This is a genomic window from Solicola gregarius, from assembly GCF_025790165.1.
GTDB lineage: Bacteria > Actinomycetota > Actinomycetes > Propionibacteriales > Nocardioidaceae > Solicola > Solicola gregarius.
This window is the reverse complement of record NZ_CP094970.1, coordinates 1,589,428-1,608,030: the sequence shown is the minus strand read 5'-3', so window position 1 is coordinate 1,608,030 and position 18,603 is coordinate 1,589,428. Positions and strand designations below refer to the sequence as shown.

The window sequence follows — 18,603 nt, the reverse complement described above, 5'->3', positions numbered from 1 at the left end:
AAGACGTACGGGAACACCGTGGTCGAGCCGATCGTTGAAAGTACACGTATACGCGTACGCGAGCGCCTGACGGCGCGACGCGCCGTGTACCGTCTGTTGTCTGAGTTCCCGTATTAGAAGGAGTGGGGCGCGCCCCCGATCATGAACGTCAAGCGTCTGTTCAAAGGCCCCTGGCTGTGGATCGTCATCAGCGTGTTCGCCGTGCTCGGGATCCTTCAGTTCGTCTCCTCCAACAACGGGTACGAGGACATCAAGACGAACGAGATGGTGCAGCACTTCACCGATGACAAGGACATCAAGGAAGTCACCTTCGTCCAGGGCGACCAGCAGATCCGCGCGACGCTCGACAACGACGACAAGGTGCAGGCCAACTGGGTAACGGCCGCGCAGGTCAACAAGCTCGTCGATGACGCCGAGACAGGCGTCGAGAACAACACCATCGACTCGTTCGACGTCGAGGTGCCCAAACCCAGCTTCCTCGGCTCCCTGCTCGGCACCCTGCTTCCGTTCCTGCTGATCATCGTCGTCTTCTTCTTCCTGATGAACTCCCTGCAGGGCGGCGGCAGTCGCGTCATGCAGTTCGCGAAGTCCAAGGCCAAGCAGGTCACCAAGGACACCCCGAAGACCACGTTCGCCGACGTCGCCGGCGCCGACGAGGCGATCGAGGAGCTCGAGGAGATCAAGGCGTTCCTGCAGGAGCCCGCGAAGTTCCAGGCCGTCGGCGCGAAGATCCCGAAGGGCGTGCTTCTGTACGGCCAGCCCGGCACGGGCAAGACGCTGCTGGCGCGTGCAGTCGCGGGCGAGGCCGGGGCACCGTTCTACTCGATCTCCGGTTCCGACTTCGTCGAGATGTTCGTCGGCGTCGGTGCGAGCCGGGTGCGCGACCTTTTCGAGCAGGCGAAGGAGAATGCTCCCGCGATCGTCTTCATCGACGAGATCGACGCCGTCGGCCGGCACCGCGGCGCGGGTCTCGGCGGCGGCCACGATGAGCGCGAGCAGACGCTGAACCAGTTGCTGGTCGAGATGGACGGCTTCGACGTACGCGGCGGGGTCATCCTGATCGCGGCGACCAACCGTCCCGACGTGCTCGATCCGGCGCTGCTGCGTCCCGGCCGCTTCGACCGCCAGATCGGCGTCGAGACCCCTGACCTCGCTGGGCGTACGCAGATCCTCAAGGTGCATGCGCGCGGCAAGCCGATCGCACCCGACGTCGACCTGCAGGCGTTCGCCCGTCGTACGCCCGGCATGACCGGCGCCGACCTCGCCAACGTGCTGAACGAGGCGGCGCTGCTCACCGCCCGCAACGACAGCAAGATGATCGACGCCAGTGCGCTCGATGAGGCGATCGACCGCGTGATCGCCGGACCGCAGAAGCACAGTCGCCTGATGAGCGAGAAGGAGAAGCAGATCACCGCTTACCACGAGGGTGGTCACGCGCTGGTCGCCGCGGCGCTCCCGGGCAACGACCCGGTGCACAAGATCACGATCATGCCGCGTGGTCGCGCGCTCGGTTACACGATGGTGCTGCCCGACGAGGACAAGTACTCCCAGACCCGCAGCGAGATGCTCGACAAGCTCGCGTACATGCTCGGCGGCCGTGCTGCCGAGGAGATGGTCTTCCACAACCCCACGACGGGCGCCGCCGACGACATCGAGAAGGCGACCAAGCTCGCCCGTGCGATGGTCACGCAATACGGCATGACCGAGCGCATCGGCGCGATCCGCCTCGGCGAAGACAACTCGGAGCCCTTCCTCGGTCGCGACATCGGCCACAACCGCAACTACTCCGAGGAGATCGCGGGCATCGTCGACGAGGAGATCAACCGGTTCATCACGAACGCCCATCAGGAGGCGTTCGACATCCTCGCCGACAACCGCGACGTGCTCGACCGACTCGTCACGGAGCTGTTCGAGAAGGAGACGCTCGACAAGGCCCAGGTCGCGGAGATCTTCGCCGACCTCCGGATGCGCGAGCGCCGACCGGCATGGACGGGCTCCGATTCCCGGGTTCCGTCCGACATCCCGCCGGTCTCGGCGCCGAGCCGAAACGGCTCCAAGGACAGCGAGGACGGCACGATCATCCTCGCGCCGGGCAGTGACGGCGACGTGCACAGCCCGGGCGGCGGTACGCCTCCGCCCAACGTGACCGAGCCTCCGTTCGGTGGATAGTCTCCGACTATGGACGGTGTCGACCACGCGCGCGCGGAGAAGGCCGTACGTGAGCTGCTGATCGCCGTCGGCGAAGACCCCGACCGCGAAGGGTTGCAGGACACTCCGCGACGGGTCGCCCGTGCGTACGCCGAGATCCTCATCGGCAACACGCTGAGCCCCGAGGACGTCCTCACCACGACGTTCGCCGTGGAGCACGACGAGCTCGTTCTCGTCCGCAACATCGAGCTGTGGTCGATGTGTGAACACCACCTGGTTCCGTTCACCGGATACGCCCACGTCGGTTACATACCTGGCATCCACGGCCGCGTTGCAGGCTTGTCGAAGCTGGCCCGGCTCGTCGACGTGTACGGCCGCCGGCTGCAGGTGCAGGAGCGACTCACCACCCAGATCGCCGATGCGCTGATCTCGCTGCTCGACCCGCGTGGCGTGATCGTCGTCATCGAGGCAGAGCACCTGTGCATGTCGATGCGCGGGGTACGCAAGTCGGAGGCGAAGACGGTGACCAGCGCAGTGCGCGGTCAGCTGCGTGACCCGGCGACTCGAGCTGAGGCGATGGGCCTCATCCGGCGTTCGTGACACGGCCTGTGGGTGACGTCGTCGCCGGGCTGCCGGCAACCGACCGGACCCTCGTGATGGGGGTCGTCAACGTCACGCCCGACTCGTTCTCCGACGGCGGCCGCTGGTTCGACACGGATCGCGCGATCGACCACGCCCTCGAGCTCGTCGCAGAGGGCGCCGACATCGTCGACGTCGGTGGCGAGTCGACCCGGCCCGGCGCCAACCGGGTCGAGCCCGAGGAGGAGCTGCGCCGGGTCATCCCGGTCGTACGCGCGCTCGCCGACCGGGGCACAGTCGTCTCGGTCGACACGATGCGATCGCGGGTCGCCGCGGAGGCGCTCGATGCGGGTGCCCGGATCGTCAACGACGTCTCCGGCGGTCGCGCCGAGCCGCGGGTGCTCGAGGTTGCGGCCGAGGCAGGTGCGCCGTTCGTGCTGATGCACTGGCGTCAGCACTCGGCCGTCATGCAGGGCCGCGAGCACACGGCGTACGACGACGTCGTGCGCGACGTGATCGCCGAGATGCGGCCCGCGATCGACAGTGCGCTGCAGGCCGGGGTGCGTCCCGACCGGCTCATCGTCGACCCGGGCCTCGGTTTCTCCAAGACCGGCGAGCAGAACTGGACGATCCTGGCCGGCCTCGCGGCGTTCGCCGAGCTCGGCTATCCCGTACTCGTTGCGGCGAGCCGCAAGCGGTTCCTCGGCGAGCTCCTCGCCGCGCCCGACGGCACACCGGCGCCGACCGACAACCGCGACGCCGCTTCGGCGGCCATCACGACGCTCGCGGCTGCCGCGGGCGCGTGGTGCGTTCGCGTGCACGACGTACGCCCGAGCGCGGACGCCGTGCGGGTGGTGGCAAGGTGGTCGCGTGGATGACGACCGGAAGCGCGCCATACTGAACGCCAACCAGAGCGTTTACGACGCGATCGAGGGCGGCGACATCGACCTGATGCGCTCGCTCTGGGCCGATCGCGACGACGTCGTGTGCGTGCATCCGGGCGCAGAACCGCTGCGCGGACACGCGACCGTGTCCCGCTCGTGGTCGATGGTGATGGCCAACACCGGCTACATCCAGTTCTTCCTGACGGACGTGTCGGTCTCGTTCGCCGGCGACGACACTGCCATCGTGACCTGTACGGAGAACGTCCTCGCCGAGGCGGAAGGTGAGTCGGCGGATACGTTCGCCGGCGGCAAGGCCGTCGCGACGAACGTCTTCGTCCGCGACCGGCGGGGTTGGCTACTCTTGATGCGACACGCGTCGCCGGTCGTCATCGTTGAAGAGGGAGATGAAGAGTGACCTGTCCGCAGGGCCTGGATCGCATCTCTGTCTCGGGAATCTCTGCACACGGCCAGCATGGCGTTCTGGAGCATGAGCGTCGCGTTGGCCAGCGGTTCGTCGTCGATCTGGCACTCGGCCTGGACACCGGGCCCGCCGCGGCCGCCGATGACCTATCGCGTACTGTCGACTACGGATCGTTGACCCTAGAGGTTCATGACGCCATCGCGTCAGAGCCAGTGGACCTCATCGAAACCCTTGCTCAGCGCATTGCCGACCTCGCGTTGGCACATGAACCGGTGCAATGGGTCGCGGTGACGGTGCACAAGCCAGCAGCGCCCATCGCGGTGGCGTTTGACGACGTCGCCGTGACGATAGAGCGGAGTCGATCGTGACCGAGACACCTAACCCGTTCGAGCTGGACGCCGACACGATGACGGGCGGAATGCGCCCGATCCGTCAGGCCGTCCTCGCTCTAGGCTCCAATCTCGGGGAGCGCTTCAACAGCGTGCAGGGTGGCGTCGCCGCCCTCGCCGACACACCCGAGGTGACCGTCGTCTCGGTCTCGCCCGTGTACGAGACCGTCCCGGTCGGCGCACCGCCCGGATCCCGCGACTTCATCAACGTCGTGGTGCTGGTCGACACAACGCTGACCGTGCACACCCTGCTCGACCGCTGTCTCGCGGTCGAGGATGCGTTCGGTCGCGAACGGCTGGGCAAGAACGACCCGCGTACGCTCGACGTCGACCTGATCGTCGTGGGCGACCGCGTCGCGCATGACGACTCGCTGGTCCTGCCGCATCCGCGAGCGCACGAGCGTCCGTTCGTACTGCAGCCGTGGATGGACATCGACATCGAGGGCGAGATCCCCGGCAAGGGCTTCGTCGCCGATCTCGTACGCGACGTCGACACCAGTGGCATCAAGCGACGTGAGGACCTCGAGATCCTTCTGTGACCCCCAACCCCCCACGGCTGCGGCGGGTCTCCGCCGTGACGTTGGCCATCGTCGCCGCGATCGGGCTGGTCGTCGGGCGCGCGATCCGGCCGCTGTTCGAGCAGTTCGACCAGTCGGCGCCGACGGTGCCGTGGACCGCGTCCATCGCGCTGGTGTTCCTCGCCGCCGTGCTGGGTTGGCTCGCGTACGTCACGTACCAGTCGGTGCACAAGCGCCGCGAGCGGATCGCATCCGACCGGGCCGTACGCCAGCTCGTGCTCGCCAAAGCGAGCGCGATCGTCGGTGCGCTGGTTGCGGGCGGCTACTCCGGATTCACGCTGAGCTTCGTCGACGCCATGGAGACCGACCTCGGTCAGGAGCGGGTCGTCCATGCGGGTGTGACGGCGCTCGCCGGTATCGTGGTCATCGTCGCCGCGGTGCTGTTGGAGCGGGCCTGCGAGGTGCCCAAGGACGACGACGAGGCCACCGGCTCGCCCGGTGCATGAGGGCCGCGTAGGTGCCGATTCGGTGACGAACTGTGACATAACGACGCTACGTGTTCGAGGTTAGCGACAGGCCTCGAAAACATGCCGACTTGTTACATTCGACGACGGCGTGGCGGGGGTGTTGCGGGGTTGCGACGGACCTAGTCTGGCGCCATGTCAAAGAGTCGCCGTCGCCAGCGCAGCGTCAGGTTTGTCGTTGCCACTTCCCTGTTGGCGGTCGCAGCTCTCGCCGTGGTGCCATCCGCCATTGCCGCCAACGTAGCGATGCTCATTCCGTCGAGCCTGTTCGCCGTCCTGGCCGGTTTCTGCGCGTTGCGCATCATGAGGAACGAGATACTGCAGACCCGCCGCGACTGGGCCGCCGATCGGGCCGCCCAGGCGCAGAGTTACCAAGAACTTGCCGTCGTCAGGCAGGCCGAGCACGACACCTTCGCCACGGCGCTGACGCAGCGGCTCGCCGATCGCGACGAGGCGATCGTGACGCTGCGCGGCACGCTGAAGCTGTCGGAGCGGCGGGCCGACGAGGCCGAGCGCCGCGCCCGCGAGCAGGCCGAGCGGGTCTCGGAGCTGCGTTCGACGGTCGAGGAGCTGAGCACCGAGCAGGAGGCGGCGGCCGATGCGATCGCGACTTGGGACGGCGCGGACCTGCCGACGATCGTCGACCTGATGAGCTGGGAGCAGACCACCGCCACGCTGACGCAGGAGCCGCAGCGCAAGGAGGCCTGAGCCTCTCCGGGACGTCTCGCAAACGTCGCCGCGTCGGTGCGGTCCCTTGTGGCGATACCAAGTTCACCAGGTATCGCCCACCTCACCAGGCGTCGATGCCCAGGGAAGTGCGGCCATACCTGGTGAACTTGGTATCGCCGCACCACGCCGGCCACCGACTGACGGTACGACGCGGCAACGTCAGTGCAGCGGGCCGGCGGCCTCGAGGTCGATGTCCGCGACCTCGACGCCCTCGTCGGCGGCGATGACCGAGCGGCGCAGCGCGCCGTGCAGTGAGTCCGGCGTCAGTACGCCGACCAGCCGATCGCCGTCGAGTACGGCCACCCACCCGGCGTCGTGGCGCAGCATCGTGGCCAGTGCGTCCTTGAGCGCCGCGTCGCGGGAGACGTACGCCTCCATCCGCCGTGCGCGGTCGCCGACGACGCCCGCCCCCTCGAGCGACTCGGTCGCGACCCACCCCCGCAGGTTGTCGTCGCCGTCGAGAACGACCGCCCACCGGGCGCCCTCCGAGTCGAGGAGTACGCGTGCCTCGGCAAGCGTGTCGGACGTACGCACCATCGGCGCCCGCAACAGGTCCGAGTCGTCGATCTCGGTGACCGCGAGCCGGCGCAGACCGCGCTCGGCGCCGACGAACTCGGCGACGAAGTCGTCGGCGGGCGCGCCGAGGACCGCAGCGGGCGTGTCGTACTGGGCGATGCGGCCGCCCTGGGCGAACACCGCGACGGCGTCGCCGAGCTTGACGGCCTCCTCGATGTCGTGAGTGACGAGCAGCACCGTCTTGCGCAGCTCCGACTGCAGCTCGAGGAACTGGTCTTGCAGCCGCGCGCGTACGACCGGGTCGACGGCGCCGAAAGGCTCATCCATCAACAGCACTGGGGGATCGGCGGCCAAGGCACGCGCAACACCGACGCGTTGGCGCTGCCCGCCGGACAGCTGATGTGGATACCGTCCGCCGAACTCACCCGGGTCGAGCCCGACCAGCTCGAGCAGATCGTCGGCCCGCGCGGTCGCCTGCTTGCGGTTCCAGCCGAGCAGGTCGGGCACCGTCGACACGTTCGACCGGACGTCTTGGTGCGGGAACAGACCGACCTGCTGGATCACGTAGCCGATCCGCCGGCGCAGCTTCACCGGGTCGCCGGACGTGACGTCGTCGCCGTCGAGCAGGATCCGCCCGGACGTCGGCTCGATCAGCCGGTTGACCATCTTCAGCGTCGTCGACTTGCCGCAGCCCGACGGCCCGACGAGCGTCACGAGCGCCCCCTCGGCCACCTCGAGATCGAGCGCGTCGACCGCGAGCTTGCCGCCCGGGTACGTCTTGGAGACTCGGTCGAGCACGATCATCGGATCCTCGATACGGTCCATTGTGTGAGTGTAGTGCCGCGTCGTGGGGGTGCATTGGCGACAGGCGACGTCCACGTGGATGCACCGCAAGGCCGAGGAGGAGCGATCACAGTGGTTCCTATCTCCGACGACGAGAACGCCGCGGGGCGCCGCGTGGGCGACGAAGGGCGGCTATGAACCTCCACGACGGGGCACTTCTGGGCGCGGCCGACGGCGGCGCATCCTGCTACAGCGCGACGGTCAACGACTGGGTGTGCTGGGACTACGTGGTCGACCGCCACTCCGAGATCGTCGACGCCACCGAGCAGCACGTCTACATCACCTTGGTCGCGGTCGCGCTCGGCTTCGCCATCGCGTTGCCGTTGGCGCTGGTCGCACGACGGTTCGTACGTAGCGAGGGCGGCATCCTCGGCTTCACGACGATCATCTACACGATCCCGTCGCTCGCGATGTTCTCGCTGCTCGTCGACTGGACCGGGTTGTCGGCCAGGACGGTGATCATCGGGCTCGCGCTGTACTGCCTCACCGTGCTGGTGCGAAACATCCTCGCGGGTCTGCGCGCCGTGCCCGATGAGGTACGCGAGTCCGCGATCGGACTCGGCTACGGGCGTACGAAGTTGCTGTTCAAGATCGAGCTGCCGCTCGCGCTGCCGGTGATCATGGCGGGCCTGCGCGTCGCAACGGTGTCGACGGTTGCACTGACGACAGTCGGCGTCATCGTCGATGCTGGCGGACTGGGCCGATTGCTCAGGAACGGAATCGACACCGACTTCAAGGCACAGATCTTCACCGCCACCCTGCTGTGCGTACTCCTCGCGATCGTATTCGACCTGATCCTGGTCGGCGTACAGCGGTTGCTGACCCCGTGGACGAGGGCGTGATCGGATGTTGGACGGGATCGACTACCTCCTCGACGGCGCCAACTGGTCCGGCTCGGGAGGTCTCTGGGAGCAGCTCAGCCAGCAGGTGCTGCTCACCCTGGTGAGCCTCGCCGCCTGTCTGCTCATCGGCATCCCGATCGCGCTCTGGTCGGGCCACACCGGCCGGGGAGGCGTGATCGCGATCAATGTCTCCAACATCGGGCGCGCGGTCCCGGTATTCGCGGTGCTGACCATCCTCTCGGTCGGCCCGGTGGGGACGGATGTGCTGGGGCCGTTCGGGCGTGCCGGCATGGCGACGCTGATCTCGCTCGTCCTGTTCGGGCTGCCGCCCATCATCACGAACGCGTACGTCGGCATGCGGGAGGTCGACCGCGACGTGATCGAGTCCGCGCGCGGGATGGGCATGACGGAATGGCGGCTGTTCCGCCGGGTAGAGCTGCCGCTCGCGATGTCCGTGGTGCTCACCGGCGTACGGATCGCGATCGTGCAGATCTGGGCGACGGCGACCATCGCGGCATTGGTCGCCGGCCCCGGACTCGGCAACACGATCACCGAGGGCTTCGCGAACTCGAGGTACGAGGAGGTCGTCGCCGGTTCCATCCTGGTCGCCGGTGCGGCGCTCGTCCTCGAGGGGATCGCCGTCCTGATCGAGCGCCGCGTCGACCCGATGCGCCTTGCTCGCAGGCAGGATCGGGTGGCTGCCGACATGCCCGCGTCGATGACTGTTGCGTCCTGACCGGCGGTTGTCAGAGGCGGCGTTTACTGTGATGCCACCCTGACATCGATGTGTGATGCTTGGCGAGGCGCCGGACGGGCGCCGCCGGACCGACGAGAGGTTGACCGACCGATGAAGCTACGCCGTGCACTCGCCACTTCAGTCGGCGCTGCCGTGTTGTTGAGCGTTGCCGCGTGCGGCGGTGACGACGATCCGCTGGCCGAGGACGACGGCGACAGCGGCAGCAGCGACAAGGGTTCGCTGGTCGTCTCCGGGCAGGACTTCACCGAGGGCCAGATCATGGCCGAGATGTACGACCAGGTGCTCAGCGCCTCCGGGTATGACGTCGAGCAGAAGCTCGTCGACACCCGCGACATCTACTTCGCCCAGCTGCGCAAGGGCAGCGTCGACGTCGTGCCCGACTACCTCGCGGGCATCGGCGACTACCTCAACATCGAGGCCAACGGGCCCGACGCGAAGGCGATCACCAGCAACAGCCCCGACGAGTCGCTCGACGCGATCTCGCCACTCGCCGAAGACGCGGGAATCTCGCTGCTCGAGCCGGCCGAAGCGACGAACCAGAACGGGTACGCGGTGTCCGAGGACTTCGCTAGCGACAACGACCTGAAGACCCTCAGCGACCTCGGCAAGCTCGGCGAGTCGATCACCCTTGCCGCCGCGCCCGACTGCGAAGACCGGACGGACTGTGCGAAGGGCCTGAAGGAGGTCTACAAGATCGACATCGAGAAGGTGCTGCCACTCGGCTTCGGCGGCGCACCGACTCGCAACTCCGTCGAAGACGGCGAGTCCCAGCTCGGTCAGTTCGGTACGACCGACCCGACCGTCGAGGAGGCGGGTCTGGTGTTCCTCGAGGACGACAAGGGCCTGCAGCCGGCACAGAACCTCACGCCGGCGGTGAACACCGACTTCCTGAAGGACCACCCCGATGTCGCCGATACGCTCAACGAGCTGTCCGCAGGGCTGACGACCGACCAGTTGATGGATCTCAACAACCAGGTCGACAGCGAGCGGGTCGCGGTGCCGGATGCGGTCGAGCAGTACCTCACCGACGAGGGCCTGCTGTAACGGCGTGGTGCGGCCGGATGTTTACCATGTAAACATGGTAAACATGCGCTGTGCGCGGTGAATTCACCGTGCACAGCAGACGATTGCCGTGCAGAGCGCGGGCCATTCTGCGCGCCTGCCAATCCGCCCGTACGTCGCGCCGACCCCACGGCGTACCGCGCGGGCGGGAAGTTTCCCCGGTGGGTCGGGCGCTGTTCACCCGGCGTTGGTGATGCGCAACGAGGCTTGGAGGCGGCACCGAGCGGTGCCGCTCCTCGGCTCAGGGACACCGACATGACCTTCGGAATCGGCGACATGACTCGCGGTGCGCGGCGGCGCCCGTCCGACCATGCGACGGTCGAGACCGGCCGCCGTCTCACCCAACACCTGCGTCGGCTCGACGAGCACCGCAACCGCATCGACTATGTCGAGCGCGCGGTGGACGACACGACCACCGAGGTGGGCCAGTTGAGCAGCCGACTCGCGGCGCTCGAGCGCCGGCTCGTCGAATTGCAGGTTGCGGCCGCCTGCTCGTGCAGCCGCGCGTCCGACGCCGACACGCCCGCCGGCGAGTCGCTGCAACGCTGACACCTGCCGTGCGCGCGTACTCGTCGATGCGTCCGCGGACCGTCGCGGTCGTTCAGGCGCGCAGCGCATCGGTACGCCTGCCGCGCAAGGTGCTGCTCGACCTCGCCGAGCGCGCGGTGATCGACTGGGTGGTCGGCCGCGTACGCCGCGCGGCGACCGTCGACCAGGTCGTCGTCGCGACCACCGACGATCCGTCCGACAATGCGCTCGCCGCGCATTGCCGGGACGCCGGCTATCCCTTCGTGCGCGGATCGACGACGGATGTGCTCGATCGCGTGGTCACCGCGGCCGCGTCGGAGCGCGCCGACGTCGTCGTCCGGCTACGGGGCCACAGCCCGCTCGTCGACCCCGACGTCGTCGACCTCGTCGTCCGCACCCACCTGAGCGAGCGACGCGACTACACGGCCAACCGGCTGCCCGAACCTCAACCCCACACGTACCCGCCGGGCCTCGACGTCGAGGTCGTCAGCATGGCCGCGCTCACCGATGCCTGGGCCTCGCGCCGTGACCGCGGCCGCGAAGGCGACGTCACGTCCTACCTCTACGAGGCGCCGGGCCGGTTCAACGTACGACTGGTGGGCGCTCCCGTCGAGACGGCCGACGCGCGCTGGTCGATCGGCACCCGCGCCGACCTCGAGGCGCTGCGCGCGCTCGTCGTCGCGGCACACGCCGAGCTCTCGACACCGTGGACCGACCTGCTCGCGGTGTGGCAGCGGCATCCCGAGATCGCCGCCCTCAACGACCGCGCCGGTCTGGTGAGCTAGACACGACCTGGGCAAACGACCCACCAACCGTGCGGCCCGCGGACCCGTCGGAGTTAGGATCGTTCGTCGGAGTGGGCCAGGGAGCTCCGCGATGTACGCACCCAGACCTTGAGGACACCCAGCACGGATGACGACGCGATGGACGCCCCGCCGGATCGCGACCGGGATCGGCCGCCGCGCCAAACGGTTGGCCACCGCAGGCTCGCCGGAAACGGCGGGAGTGCCGCCGACGCGCAGCAGTCCGCCGGCGGTCAGCGTGATTCTGCCGATCTACAACGTCGAGAACTACCTTCGCGAGTGCCTCGACAGCGTGCTCGCCCAGAGAGGCGGCGATCTCGAGGTGATCGTGGTCGACGACGGGTCGCCCGACCGCTCGGCCGACATCGCCGCCGAGTACGCCGCACGAGATCGGCGGGTCAGGCTCGTCAGCCGCCCGAACGGCGGCCTCGGGGCCGCCCGGAACACGGGGTTGGAACACGCGACCGGCGAGTACGTCGCCTTCGTGGACTCCGACGACCGGCTGCCGCCCGGCGCCCTTGCCGCGATGCTCGCGAGCGCGCGTACGTCCGGGTCCGACATGGTCGTCGGGTCGGCACGCAGGTTCTCGACCACCAGCGTCTGGAAGCCGACTTGGGTCGACGATCTGCACGATCGGACGCGTACCGGCATCACGATCGACGACTTCCCCGCGCTCGTGCGCAACAACTACACCTGGGGAAAGCTCTACCGCCGCACCTTCTTGACGGCGCAGGAGGCAACGTTCCGGGAGGGCGTCTCGTACGAGGACCAGCCGCTGATCACCCGCCTCTACATCGCCGCGTCGGCCATCGACGTACTCCCCGACGTTGCGTACGAGTACCGCGCCCGCGAGGACGCCAGCTCCATCAGCCAGCAGACGGCGTCCCTGTCCGACCTGCGCGACCGGGTCTCTGCGTGGCAGGAGAGTCGGCGCGAGTTCGCCGAGACGGCTTCGCGGGCGGTGTACGACGCATGGCTGCAGACACTGTTCGACGCGCACTTCCACTGGTATCTCAGCAGCCCCGGCACCGTCGACCTCGCGTACTGGGCGACGCTGCGCAGCGCGATCGTCGACCTGACCGACCGCGCGCCGCAGGCGATCTGGGATGCCACCCCGCCGGAGCGGCGGGTGCCGATCGAGCTCGCACGACGCAATCGCCGCGCCGACGTGCAGGAGTTCGTCCGCTGCGACGGCTACCTGCCGCAGCTGTTCCCCGCGACCGTGGTCGACGGGGGCGTACGTCACGACCTGCCGTTCCACGATGACCCCGAGCTCGACGCCGCCCTGTTCGTACGCCGACCCGAGCAGCTGAGGTTGTCGCACTCGGTGCAGAGGTTCAGCTGGGCCGACGGCTCGACCATGAAGATCGCCGGCTGGGCGTACATCCGCCACATCGACCTGGTCGGACGTGACGTGGAGACGACGCTCGTCCTTCGCAACGAGCGCACCGGCGCGGAGCACACGTTCGCGTCCGTCGGCCACGACGACCCGGGGTTCCCTCCGCCCGACGAGGACGCGTGGGTCGACTACCACGGTGGTGAGTTCGAGTTCGCCGTACCGATGGACGAGGTGGTCGGCGCCAACCGGCGCGACGGCGACGTGTGGCACATACGTCTGCGGGTCAGCAGTCTCGGGTTCACCGTCGAGGACACCGTCAGCCGAGTCCGGCGCAGCAGCTCGTCGGGGGTTCCGTACTCGGGCGAGCTGTCCAACGGCGACCTGATCACCGTGATGTGGCGCCTCCATGCACCGTTCCGGCTCGGCCTGCGCAGCCTGCGGGTCGAGGCCGTCGACGTCGCGCTCGCCGGGAGATCGCTTCGCGGCACGCTCTCGGGTCCCGAGGCGAACTGGGTCCGCGAGGTGCAGATCCGTAGCGAAGCGGGCAGTACGCTTCGAGCGCACGGCGGTTCGCGACGGTGCGTTCACCCTTCGGGTCCCGCCCGCCGACCTCAGCGCGGCGGAGCCCGCCGCACCGCACCGGTCTCGGGTCGTCGCAACGCTCGCGTCCGGCGAGGTCGTCCCGCTCGCCCGGCGCAGCGCACGCGCGATCGACGTCGCCGAGGTCCTGCCGGGCAGCGCACTCGCGGTCGAATGCACCCGGCTGGGCGAGCTCGGGCTCGTCGAGTGGCGGCTCGCCGCGTACGCCGACTCCGTCGAGGTCTCGGCCGACGGGGTTGCGCGCGTCACCGGCCGGGTACTCGGACCGAACGCAGAGACCATCGCGGTCCGGCTGAAGAGCAAGAAGACCGAGACCCGAAGCAAGCAGACCCCCATCGACGGCGCGCAGTTCGTCGTCGATCTTCCGCTGCGCAGCGCCGCGTACCGCTTCGGCGACCTCCCGTTGCCGGCGGGGACCCACGACATGACCGCCGAGGTGCACGTCTCCGGCTCCGACGAGCCGACGACGGTGCCGCTGTTGGTGTCTCGCGAGTTGAACGATGCGTTGCCCCTACCTGTCCAGTCGCGTGAGCTCGAAGGCGTCGTCGAGCGCGGCGTACACAACCTGGTACGCATCTCGCTGAATCGGCCACTCGGCCGCGCGGCGGGCAGGGTACGACAGAATCGCCTGCGCGCCGCCAGCGGCGAGAAGTTCGCGACCGGTCGGCGTCGCGGTCTGCTGATTCGCTCGTACTTCGGCGAGTCGGCGACGGACAGCGGGCTCGGCCTGCAACGCGAGCTGCAGCGTCGCGGCGTCGACATGGACATCTACTGGTCGGTGCAGGACCATTCGATTCCGGTGCCCGACGGCGCCATCCCGGTGATCCAGAACAGCTACGAGTGGTACGGGCTGCTCAACTCGGCGAAGTACTACCTCGACAACATGTACCAGCCGGAATACCACCAGAAGCCCGACGGCCAGGTCATCATCCAGACCTTCCACGGGTACCCGTTCAAGACGATGGGCCACCCGCACTGGGAGCAGTCGCACTTCTCGCGCGCGAAGATCGACTCGTACGACGCGCGCGCCCGCGACTGGGACTACCTCGTCTCGCCGGCGTCGTACGCGACGCCGTTGCTCAAGCGCGACTTCGCGTACGACGGCGAGGTGCTCGAGATCGGCTACCCACGCAACGACGTCCTGTTCGCGCCAGAGGCGCCGCAGATCCGGGCCGAGGTGCGGCGGGTGCTCGGCATCGCCGATCATCAGACCGCGGTGCTGTACGCGCCGACGTTCCGCGACTACCTCTCGCCCGACGACATGCGTGCCGAGATGGTCGACTTCCTCGACCTCGACGAGGCCGCCCAGGGGCTCGGTGGCGACTACGTGCTGCTGGTGCGAGGCCACGCGTTCAACGCGCGTACGGACACGCGGGTCGGACGCCGCGGAGGCATCATCGACGTGACCGACTACCCGCTCGTATCCGACCTCTATCTCGCCGTCGATGCTGCGGTCGTCGACTACTCGTCGCTGCGTTTCGACTTCGGGGTGACGGGCAAGCCGATGATCTTCCACGTGCCCGACCTCGAGCACTACAAGTCGACGCGCGGTTGGCTGTTCGACTACGAGCCGACCGCTCCGGGCCCGCTCGTCTCCACGACCGGCGACGTGGTCGACTCGCTCCTCGAGCTCGACGCCGTCGCCAAGCGGTATCGCAATGCGTACAACACCTTCCGGCATGCGTACCTCGACCTCGAGGACGGTCACGCGTCGGCCCGGCTGGTCGATCAGGTCTTCGTGCCGCGTGGTGACGCGCCGCCGGCGTAGGACGGGTCTGGCAACCCGCCGGGCCGCTCGAACGTCGATACCATGTGCCGACGTTCGAAATGACAGGGAGTGGTACTGAGTGAGTTCTCGGATCCCGCGCGCGGGGGCGACCGCGCGGGCGATGGCCCGGCGGATGCCGCATCCCGTACGCCGCCGACTCACTCTCGCGTTGCACCGCTCGCCGATCGGGCGCCGGATGGGCCGCGACGCGCCGTTCGTCAGCGTCGTCGTCGCCGCAACGGGCAGCCACGCGCCATTCCTCGCCGAATGTCTCGACAGCATCCGTGAGCAGACTCGCGGGGAGTTCGAGGTCGTCGTCGTGCCGTACGGCGACGGCGAGCAGTGCGCCGAGATTGCCGCGACGTACGGCGAAGGCGACTGGAGGTTCGACCTCGCGCCGCCCGCCGCCGGTTACGGCGCCGCCCTCAACGTCGGCGTTCGCCACACCCATGGCGAGTTCCTCGCGTTCACCGGAGCGGCCGACACGCTACCCCCGGATGCGTTGGAGCGACTCGTCGGGAGCCTCGAGCGCACGGGCTCGGACTTCGCGGTCGGCGCCCTCGCCGACGCGGCGCCCGAGAAGCACCTGATCCGGTCCGAGCACGCTCGGGCACATCGTCGCGAACGGCTGTCGGTCGAGTTCGCCGACGCCCCTGACGCGCTCGTCGACCTGCACGAGGGCAATCGCCTGTTCCGACGCCGGTTCTGGCGTGGGGCGGGCCTCGCGTTTCCCGAGACGGAGACGGGGCCCGTCTCGCTGCCGATCATGCGGGCATACGCCCGTGCGCGCGGGTTCGACCTGCTCAGTGCCGTCACCTATCGCTGGACCAAACGCGGCGACGGGGTGCCGTTCGGCTACCTCATCCCTGCCGCGCACGGTCTCCGGGAGTGGCGAACGGCCGAGCGTGCGATCCGGGCGGAGCTCGAGCGGCACGGATCTGCCGACGCGATCGATGCCTGGCTGTACGCGGTACTCGATATCGGGTTGCGCCCGTACGTCGGCGACGTGGAGCGACTCGACAAGCAGGAGTGGGCAGTGCTCCGCGACACCGCCACTGAGCTCTCGGAGCGCGCGTCCGACGCCGTCTGGTCGCGCGTACGCCCGGAGGCGCGCGTCGCGACCTGGCTTGCCGCGCACGGCATGCGTACGCACCTCGAGACGTTCGTCGCGCAGCGGTGGTTCGAGAACGGCCAGCACCCGACGTACGTCCGCGACGGCGTCGTGTACGCGCGCCTGCCGCATGCGGACGCCGACGAGCTCGAGATCCCGGCGCAGTGCTTCGCGATGACAGAGCGAGACGTACGCGCGGTCGTGAGCGTGCAGCGGCTGAACTGGAGCGCTCGGGCGCTGCAACTCGACCTGTTCGGCTACGTGCGGTTCGTGGAGACGGCCGATCGGCCGCCCGAGGTCGAGGTCGCGCTCGTCCGCGGCGACGAGCGGCTTGCACTCGACTCGCAGGTGACGGCCGATCCTGTCGTGACGCGGCACGCGGCACAGCCGTACCAGAACTACGACAACGGCGCGATCCATGCCACGGTCGCGCTCGATGCGCTGGCGGGGTGCGCGCGAGGCGAGTGGATGCTCGAGGTCACCCTCACCGCCGACGGCATCACGCGCACGATCGGGGCGATCGAGCTCTCGTGGCAGGGCTCGGCGGCGGCGCTGCGCTCCCATGCGGATGCGACGGTCGCGGTGGCACCCCGCTGGGACGCCGATGGCGGGCTGGTGTTCGAGGTCTCCGATCCGATCGAGGAGCCCGTACGCTCCGAGCCGCGGGGCGGCTTCGTGATCGAGGACGTCACCCTCGACGGCACCGTGGTGGATCTGGTCGCCACCTGCCCGGGTGAGCCGTCCGTCGCGCTGGAGTCGGGCGGGCGGCGGCTCGACGGTGTGGTCACGCCCGACGGCGACGCGCGCGTACGGGTCCGCTTCGACATGACGCTCGATGCGTGGTCACTCGGCCGACGTCCCGCGCCGACGGGCGCGTACCACGTGCGCTGCACGCTCGATGGCGAGGCGGTGGCGGCAGAGTTCGCCGGCGGGCTGCTCGACGACCTGCCGCGTGACCACGTCGACTCGACGTACCGGATGCGACTGCGGAGGTCGCCGCACGGCGCCCCGGTCGTCGAGCTCGGCGTACCGCTGGGGCCCGGTGAACAGGGTTCGTACGCGCAGGCACGGTTGCAGCAGGAGTACGCCGGCGAGCACAAGATCGACGAGCATGCGGTCTACCTGCAGGCGTACGCCGGGCAGAGCGCGACCGACAGCCCGCTCGCGATTCACCAGGCGCTGCGTCGGGAGCGACCGGATCTCACCCTGTACTGGGGAGTTGTCGACCATGCTCAGTGGGTGCCCGAGGGTGGCGTGCCGCTGCTGATGCGCAGCCGGGCGTGGTACGACGTGCTCGCGACCGCCGCGTACGTCGTCTCGAACATCGACTTCGAACGCTGGTTCGTACGCCGTCCGGGGCAGCGGGTGCTGCAGACGTACCACGGTGTGCCGTCGAAGACGATGGGCATCGGACTCTGGCGCGAGAAGCGCTTCACACCGTTGCGCATCGAACAACAGCTCGCGCGCACGTCGTACCTCTGGGATGCGCTGCTGACGCCGACGCCCGAGGTCAACCGCTACTACCGCGATGCGTTCCGATACCAGGGCACCATCCTCGACCGCGGGTATCCGCGCGACGACGCCCTCGCCTCCGATCGGGCGGACGAGATCCGGGCGGCCGTACGCGAGCGGCTCGGCATCGGCGACGCGCAGACCGCCGTGCTCTACGCGCCGACCTGGCGCGACGACGTCGCCACCGGCTATCGGTCGGCGCCGTTCGTACGCCACCTCGACGTCGAGTCGGCGACCCGGCAGCTCGGCGATGCGTACGTCGTGCTCGTGCGTGGGCATCGGTTCCACGCACCGACGGGTGGGGCCGGTGGCAATGTCATCGACGTGACGTCGTACCCCGAGATCAACGACCTGATCCTGGCCTCCGATGCCGCCGTGCTCGACTATTCGTCGTTGCGGTTCGACTACGCCGTCACCCGCAAGCCGATGGTCTTCTGCGTACCCGACCTCGACGAGTACGCAGGCGGCGTCAGGGGCTTCCTATACGACTTCCGCGAGACCGCGCCCGGCCCGCTCGTCGACGACACCGACGGCGTCGTCGGTCAGCTCCGCCGACTCGAGGAGCTCGTGGCCGAGCACGCCGACGCGTACGACCGGTTCAACGCCACGTACAACCGCTGGCAGGACGGGCGATCCGCCGAACGCGTCGTCGACGCGTTCTTCACCTAGGTGGTGTCGGGGTTGCGGCGATACCAAGTTCACTTGGTATGGCCGCACTTCACCAGGCGTC

The 18,603-nt window shown here is 68.7% G+C and carries 17 protein-coding genes; 16 read left to right on the top strand and 1 reads right to left on the bottom strand.

Features of this window, described 5'->3' with window-relative positions:
* The first annotated feature begins 141 nt into the window (after positions 1-141).
* The 8 genes from ftsH to L0C25_RS07990 all read left to right on the top strand — a co-directional run bounded on the left by ftsH (position 142) and on the right by L0C25_RS07990 (position 6,171).
* Positions 142-2,169 (top strand): ATP-dependent zinc metalloprotease FtsH, encoded by a 2,028-nt coding sequence (gene ftsH, locus L0C25_RS08025; RefSeq protein ID WP_271635949.1) that lies wholly within the window; start codon positions 142-144, stop codon positions 2,167-2,169.
* 9 nt (positions 2,170-2,178) lie between these two features.
* Complete coding sequence (folE, locus tag L0C25_RS08020; protein ID WP_271635948.1) at positions 2,179-2,748, top strand: GTP cyclohydrolase I FolE; 570 nt, start codon at positions 2,179-2,181, stop codon at positions 2,746-2,748.
* Between the two features lie 56 nt (positions 2,749-2,804).
* On the top strand, positions 2,805-3,605 hold the full coding sequence (folP, locus tag L0C25_RS08015; protein ID WP_271636805.1) for a dihydropteroate synthase: 801 nt from the start codon (positions 2,805-2,807) through the stop codon (positions 3,603-3,605).
* A complete protein-coding gene (locus tag L0C25_RS08010) occupies positions 3,598-4,026 on the top strand; it encodes a nuclear transport factor 2 family protein (protein WP_271635947.1) in 429 nt (142 codons plus the stop codon). Before folP ends, L0C25_RS08010 begins: the two co-directional genes overlap by 8 nt.
* Entirely contained in the window at positions 4,023-4,400 is a 378-nt protein-coding gene (gene folB / locus L0C25_RS08005; RefSeq protein WP_271635946.1) for a dihydroneopterin aldolase, read from the top strand. The genes L0C25_RS08010 and folB overlap by 4 nt, the downstream gene beginning before the upstream one ends.
* Positions 4,397-4,960 (top strand): 2-amino-4-hydroxy-6-hydroxymethyldihydropteridine diphosphokinase, encoded by a 564-nt coding sequence (gene folK / locus L0C25_RS08000; protein ID WP_271635945.1) that lies wholly within the window; start codon positions 4,397-4,399, stop codon positions 4,958-4,960. Before folB ends, folK begins: the two co-directional genes overlap by 4 nt.
* Positions 4,957-5,445 carry a DUF3180 domain-containing protein gene (locus L0C25_RS07995; protein WP_271635944.1) on the top strand — a complete coding sequence of 163 codons (489 nt, stop codon included), beginning with the start codon at positions 4,957-4,959 and terminating at the stop codon, positions 5,443-5,445. Before folK ends, L0C25_RS07995 begins: the two co-directional genes overlap by 4 nt.
* Before the next feature lie 153 nt (positions 5,446-5,598).
* Entirely contained in the window at positions 5,599-6,171 is a 573-nt protein-coding gene (locus L0C25_RS07990; RefSeq protein ID WP_271635943.1) for a hypothetical protein, read from the top strand.
* A gap of 180 nt (positions 6,172-6,351) precedes the next feature.
* On the opposite strand, the gene L0C25_RS07985 is transcribed toward L0C25_RS07990, so the two are convergent.
* Positions 6,352-7,533: an ABC transporter ATP-binding protein gene (locus L0C25_RS07985; protein WP_271635942.1), complete on the bottom strand. Its 1,182-nt coding sequence runs from the start codon at positions 7,531-7,533 to the stop codon at positions 6,352-6,354.
* A gap of 152 nt (positions 7,534-7,685) precedes the next feature.
* On the opposite strand from L0C25_RS07985, the gene L0C25_RS07980 reads away from it, so the two are divergent.
* The 8 genes from L0C25_RS07980 to L0C25_RS07945 all read left to right on the top strand — a co-directional run bounded on the left by L0C25_RS07980 (position 7,686) and on the right by L0C25_RS07945 (position 18,542).
* Complete coding sequence (locus tag L0C25_RS07980) at positions 7,686-8,393, top strand: ABC transporter permease (protein ID WP_271635941.1); 708 nt, start codon at positions 7,686-7,688, stop codon at positions 8,391-8,393.
* Between the two features lie 4 nt (positions 8,394-8,397).
* Positions 8,398-9,129 carry an ABC transporter permease gene (locus L0C25_RS07975; RefSeq protein WP_271635940.1) on the top strand — a complete coding sequence of 244 codons (732 nt, stop codon included), beginning with the start codon at positions 8,398-8,400 and terminating at the stop codon, positions 9,127-9,129.
* Positions 9,130-9,240: 111 nt separating this feature from the next.
* Positions 9,241-10,194: an ABC transporter substrate-binding protein gene (locus tag L0C25_RS07970; RefSeq protein WP_271635939.1), complete on the top strand. Its 954-nt coding sequence runs from the start codon at positions 9,241-9,243 to the stop codon at positions 10,192-10,194.
* A gap of 273 nt (positions 10,195-10,467) precedes the next feature.
* Positions 10,468-10,761 carry a hypothetical protein gene (locus L0C25_RS07965; protein ID WP_271635938.1) on the top strand — a complete coding sequence of 98 codons (294 nt, stop codon included), beginning with the start codon at positions 10,468-10,470 and terminating at the stop codon, positions 10,759-10,761.
* An 8-nt stretch (positions 10,762-10,769) separates the two neighbouring features.
* Positions 10,770-11,525: a cytidylyltransferase domain-containing protein gene (locus L0C25_RS07960; RefSeq protein WP_271635937.1), complete on the top strand. Its 756-nt coding sequence runs from the start codon at positions 10,770-10,772 to the stop codon at positions 11,523-11,525.
* 127 nt (positions 11,526-11,652) lie between these two features.
* Positions 11,653-14,013 (top strand): glycosyltransferase family 2 protein, encoded by a 2,361-nt coding sequence (locus L0C25_RS07955; RefSeq protein WP_271635936.1) that lies wholly within the window; start codon positions 11,653-11,655, stop codon positions 14,011-14,013.
* The gene (locus tag L0C25_RS07950) at positions 13,907-15,250 is read left to right on the top strand and encodes a CDP-glycerol glycerophosphotransferase family protein (RefSeq protein ID WP_271635935.1); all 1,344 of its coding nucleotides are present in this window, start codon (positions 13,907-13,909) and stop codon (positions 15,248-15,250) included. The genes L0C25_RS07955 and L0C25_RS07950 overlap by 107 nt, the downstream gene beginning before the upstream one ends.
* A 79-nt stretch (positions 15,251-15,329) precedes the next feature.
* Positions 15,330-18,542: a bifunctional glycosyltransferase/CDP-glycerol:glycerophosphate glycerophosphotransferase gene (locus tag L0C25_RS07945; RefSeq protein WP_271635934.1), complete on the top strand. Its 3,213-nt coding sequence runs from the start codon at positions 15,330-15,332 to the stop codon at positions 18,540-18,542.
* The last annotated feature ends 61 nt before the right edge of the window (positions 18,543-18,603 follow it).

Excerpts from the sequence above, each read along its gene's own strand:
- ftsH (WP_271635949.1), top strand. The coding sequence starts at position 142 with ATGAACGTCAAGCGTCTGTTCAAAGGCCCCTGGCTGTGGATCGTCATC.
- folE (WP_271635948.1), top strand. The coding sequence starts at position 2,179 with ATGGACGGTGTCGACCACGCGCGCGCGGAGAAGGCCGTACGTGAGCTG.
- folP (WP_271636805.1), top strand. The coding sequence starts at position 2,805 with ATGGGGGTCGTCAACGTCACGCCCGACTCGTTCTCCGACGGCGGCCGC.
- L0C25_RS07990 (WP_271635943.1), top strand. The coding sequence starts at position 5,599 with ATGTCAAAGAGTCGCCGTCGCCAGCGCAGCGTCAGGTTTGTCGTTGCC.
- L0C25_RS07985 (WP_271635942.1), bottom strand. The coding sequence starts at position 7,533 with ATGGACCGTATCGAGGATCCGATGATCGTGCTCGACCGAGTCTCCAAG.
- L0C25_RS07980 (WP_271635941.1), top strand. The coding sequence starts at position 7,686 with ATGAACCTCCACGACGGGGCACTTCTGGGCGCGGCCGACGGCGGCGCA.
- L0C25_RS07975 (WP_271635940.1), top strand. The coding sequence starts at position 8,398 with ATGTTGGACGGGATCGACTACCTCCTCGACGGCGCCAACTGGTCCGGC.
- L0C25_RS07970 (WP_271635939.1), top strand. The coding sequence starts at position 9,241 with ATGAAGCTACGCCGTGCACTCGCCACTTCAGTCGGCGCTGCCGTGTTG.
- L0C25_RS07965 (WP_271635938.1), top strand. The coding sequence starts at position 10,468 with ATGACCTTCGGAATCGGCGACATGACTCGCGGTGCGCGGCGGCGCCCG.
- L0C25_RS07955 (WP_271635936.1), top strand. The coding sequence starts at position 11,653 with ATGACGACGCGATGGACGCCCCGCCGGATCGCGACCGGGATCGGCCGC.
- L0C25_RS07950 (WP_271635935.1), top strand. The coding sequence starts at position 13,907 with ATGACCGCCGAGGTGCACGTCTCCGGCTCCGACGAGCCGACGACGGTG.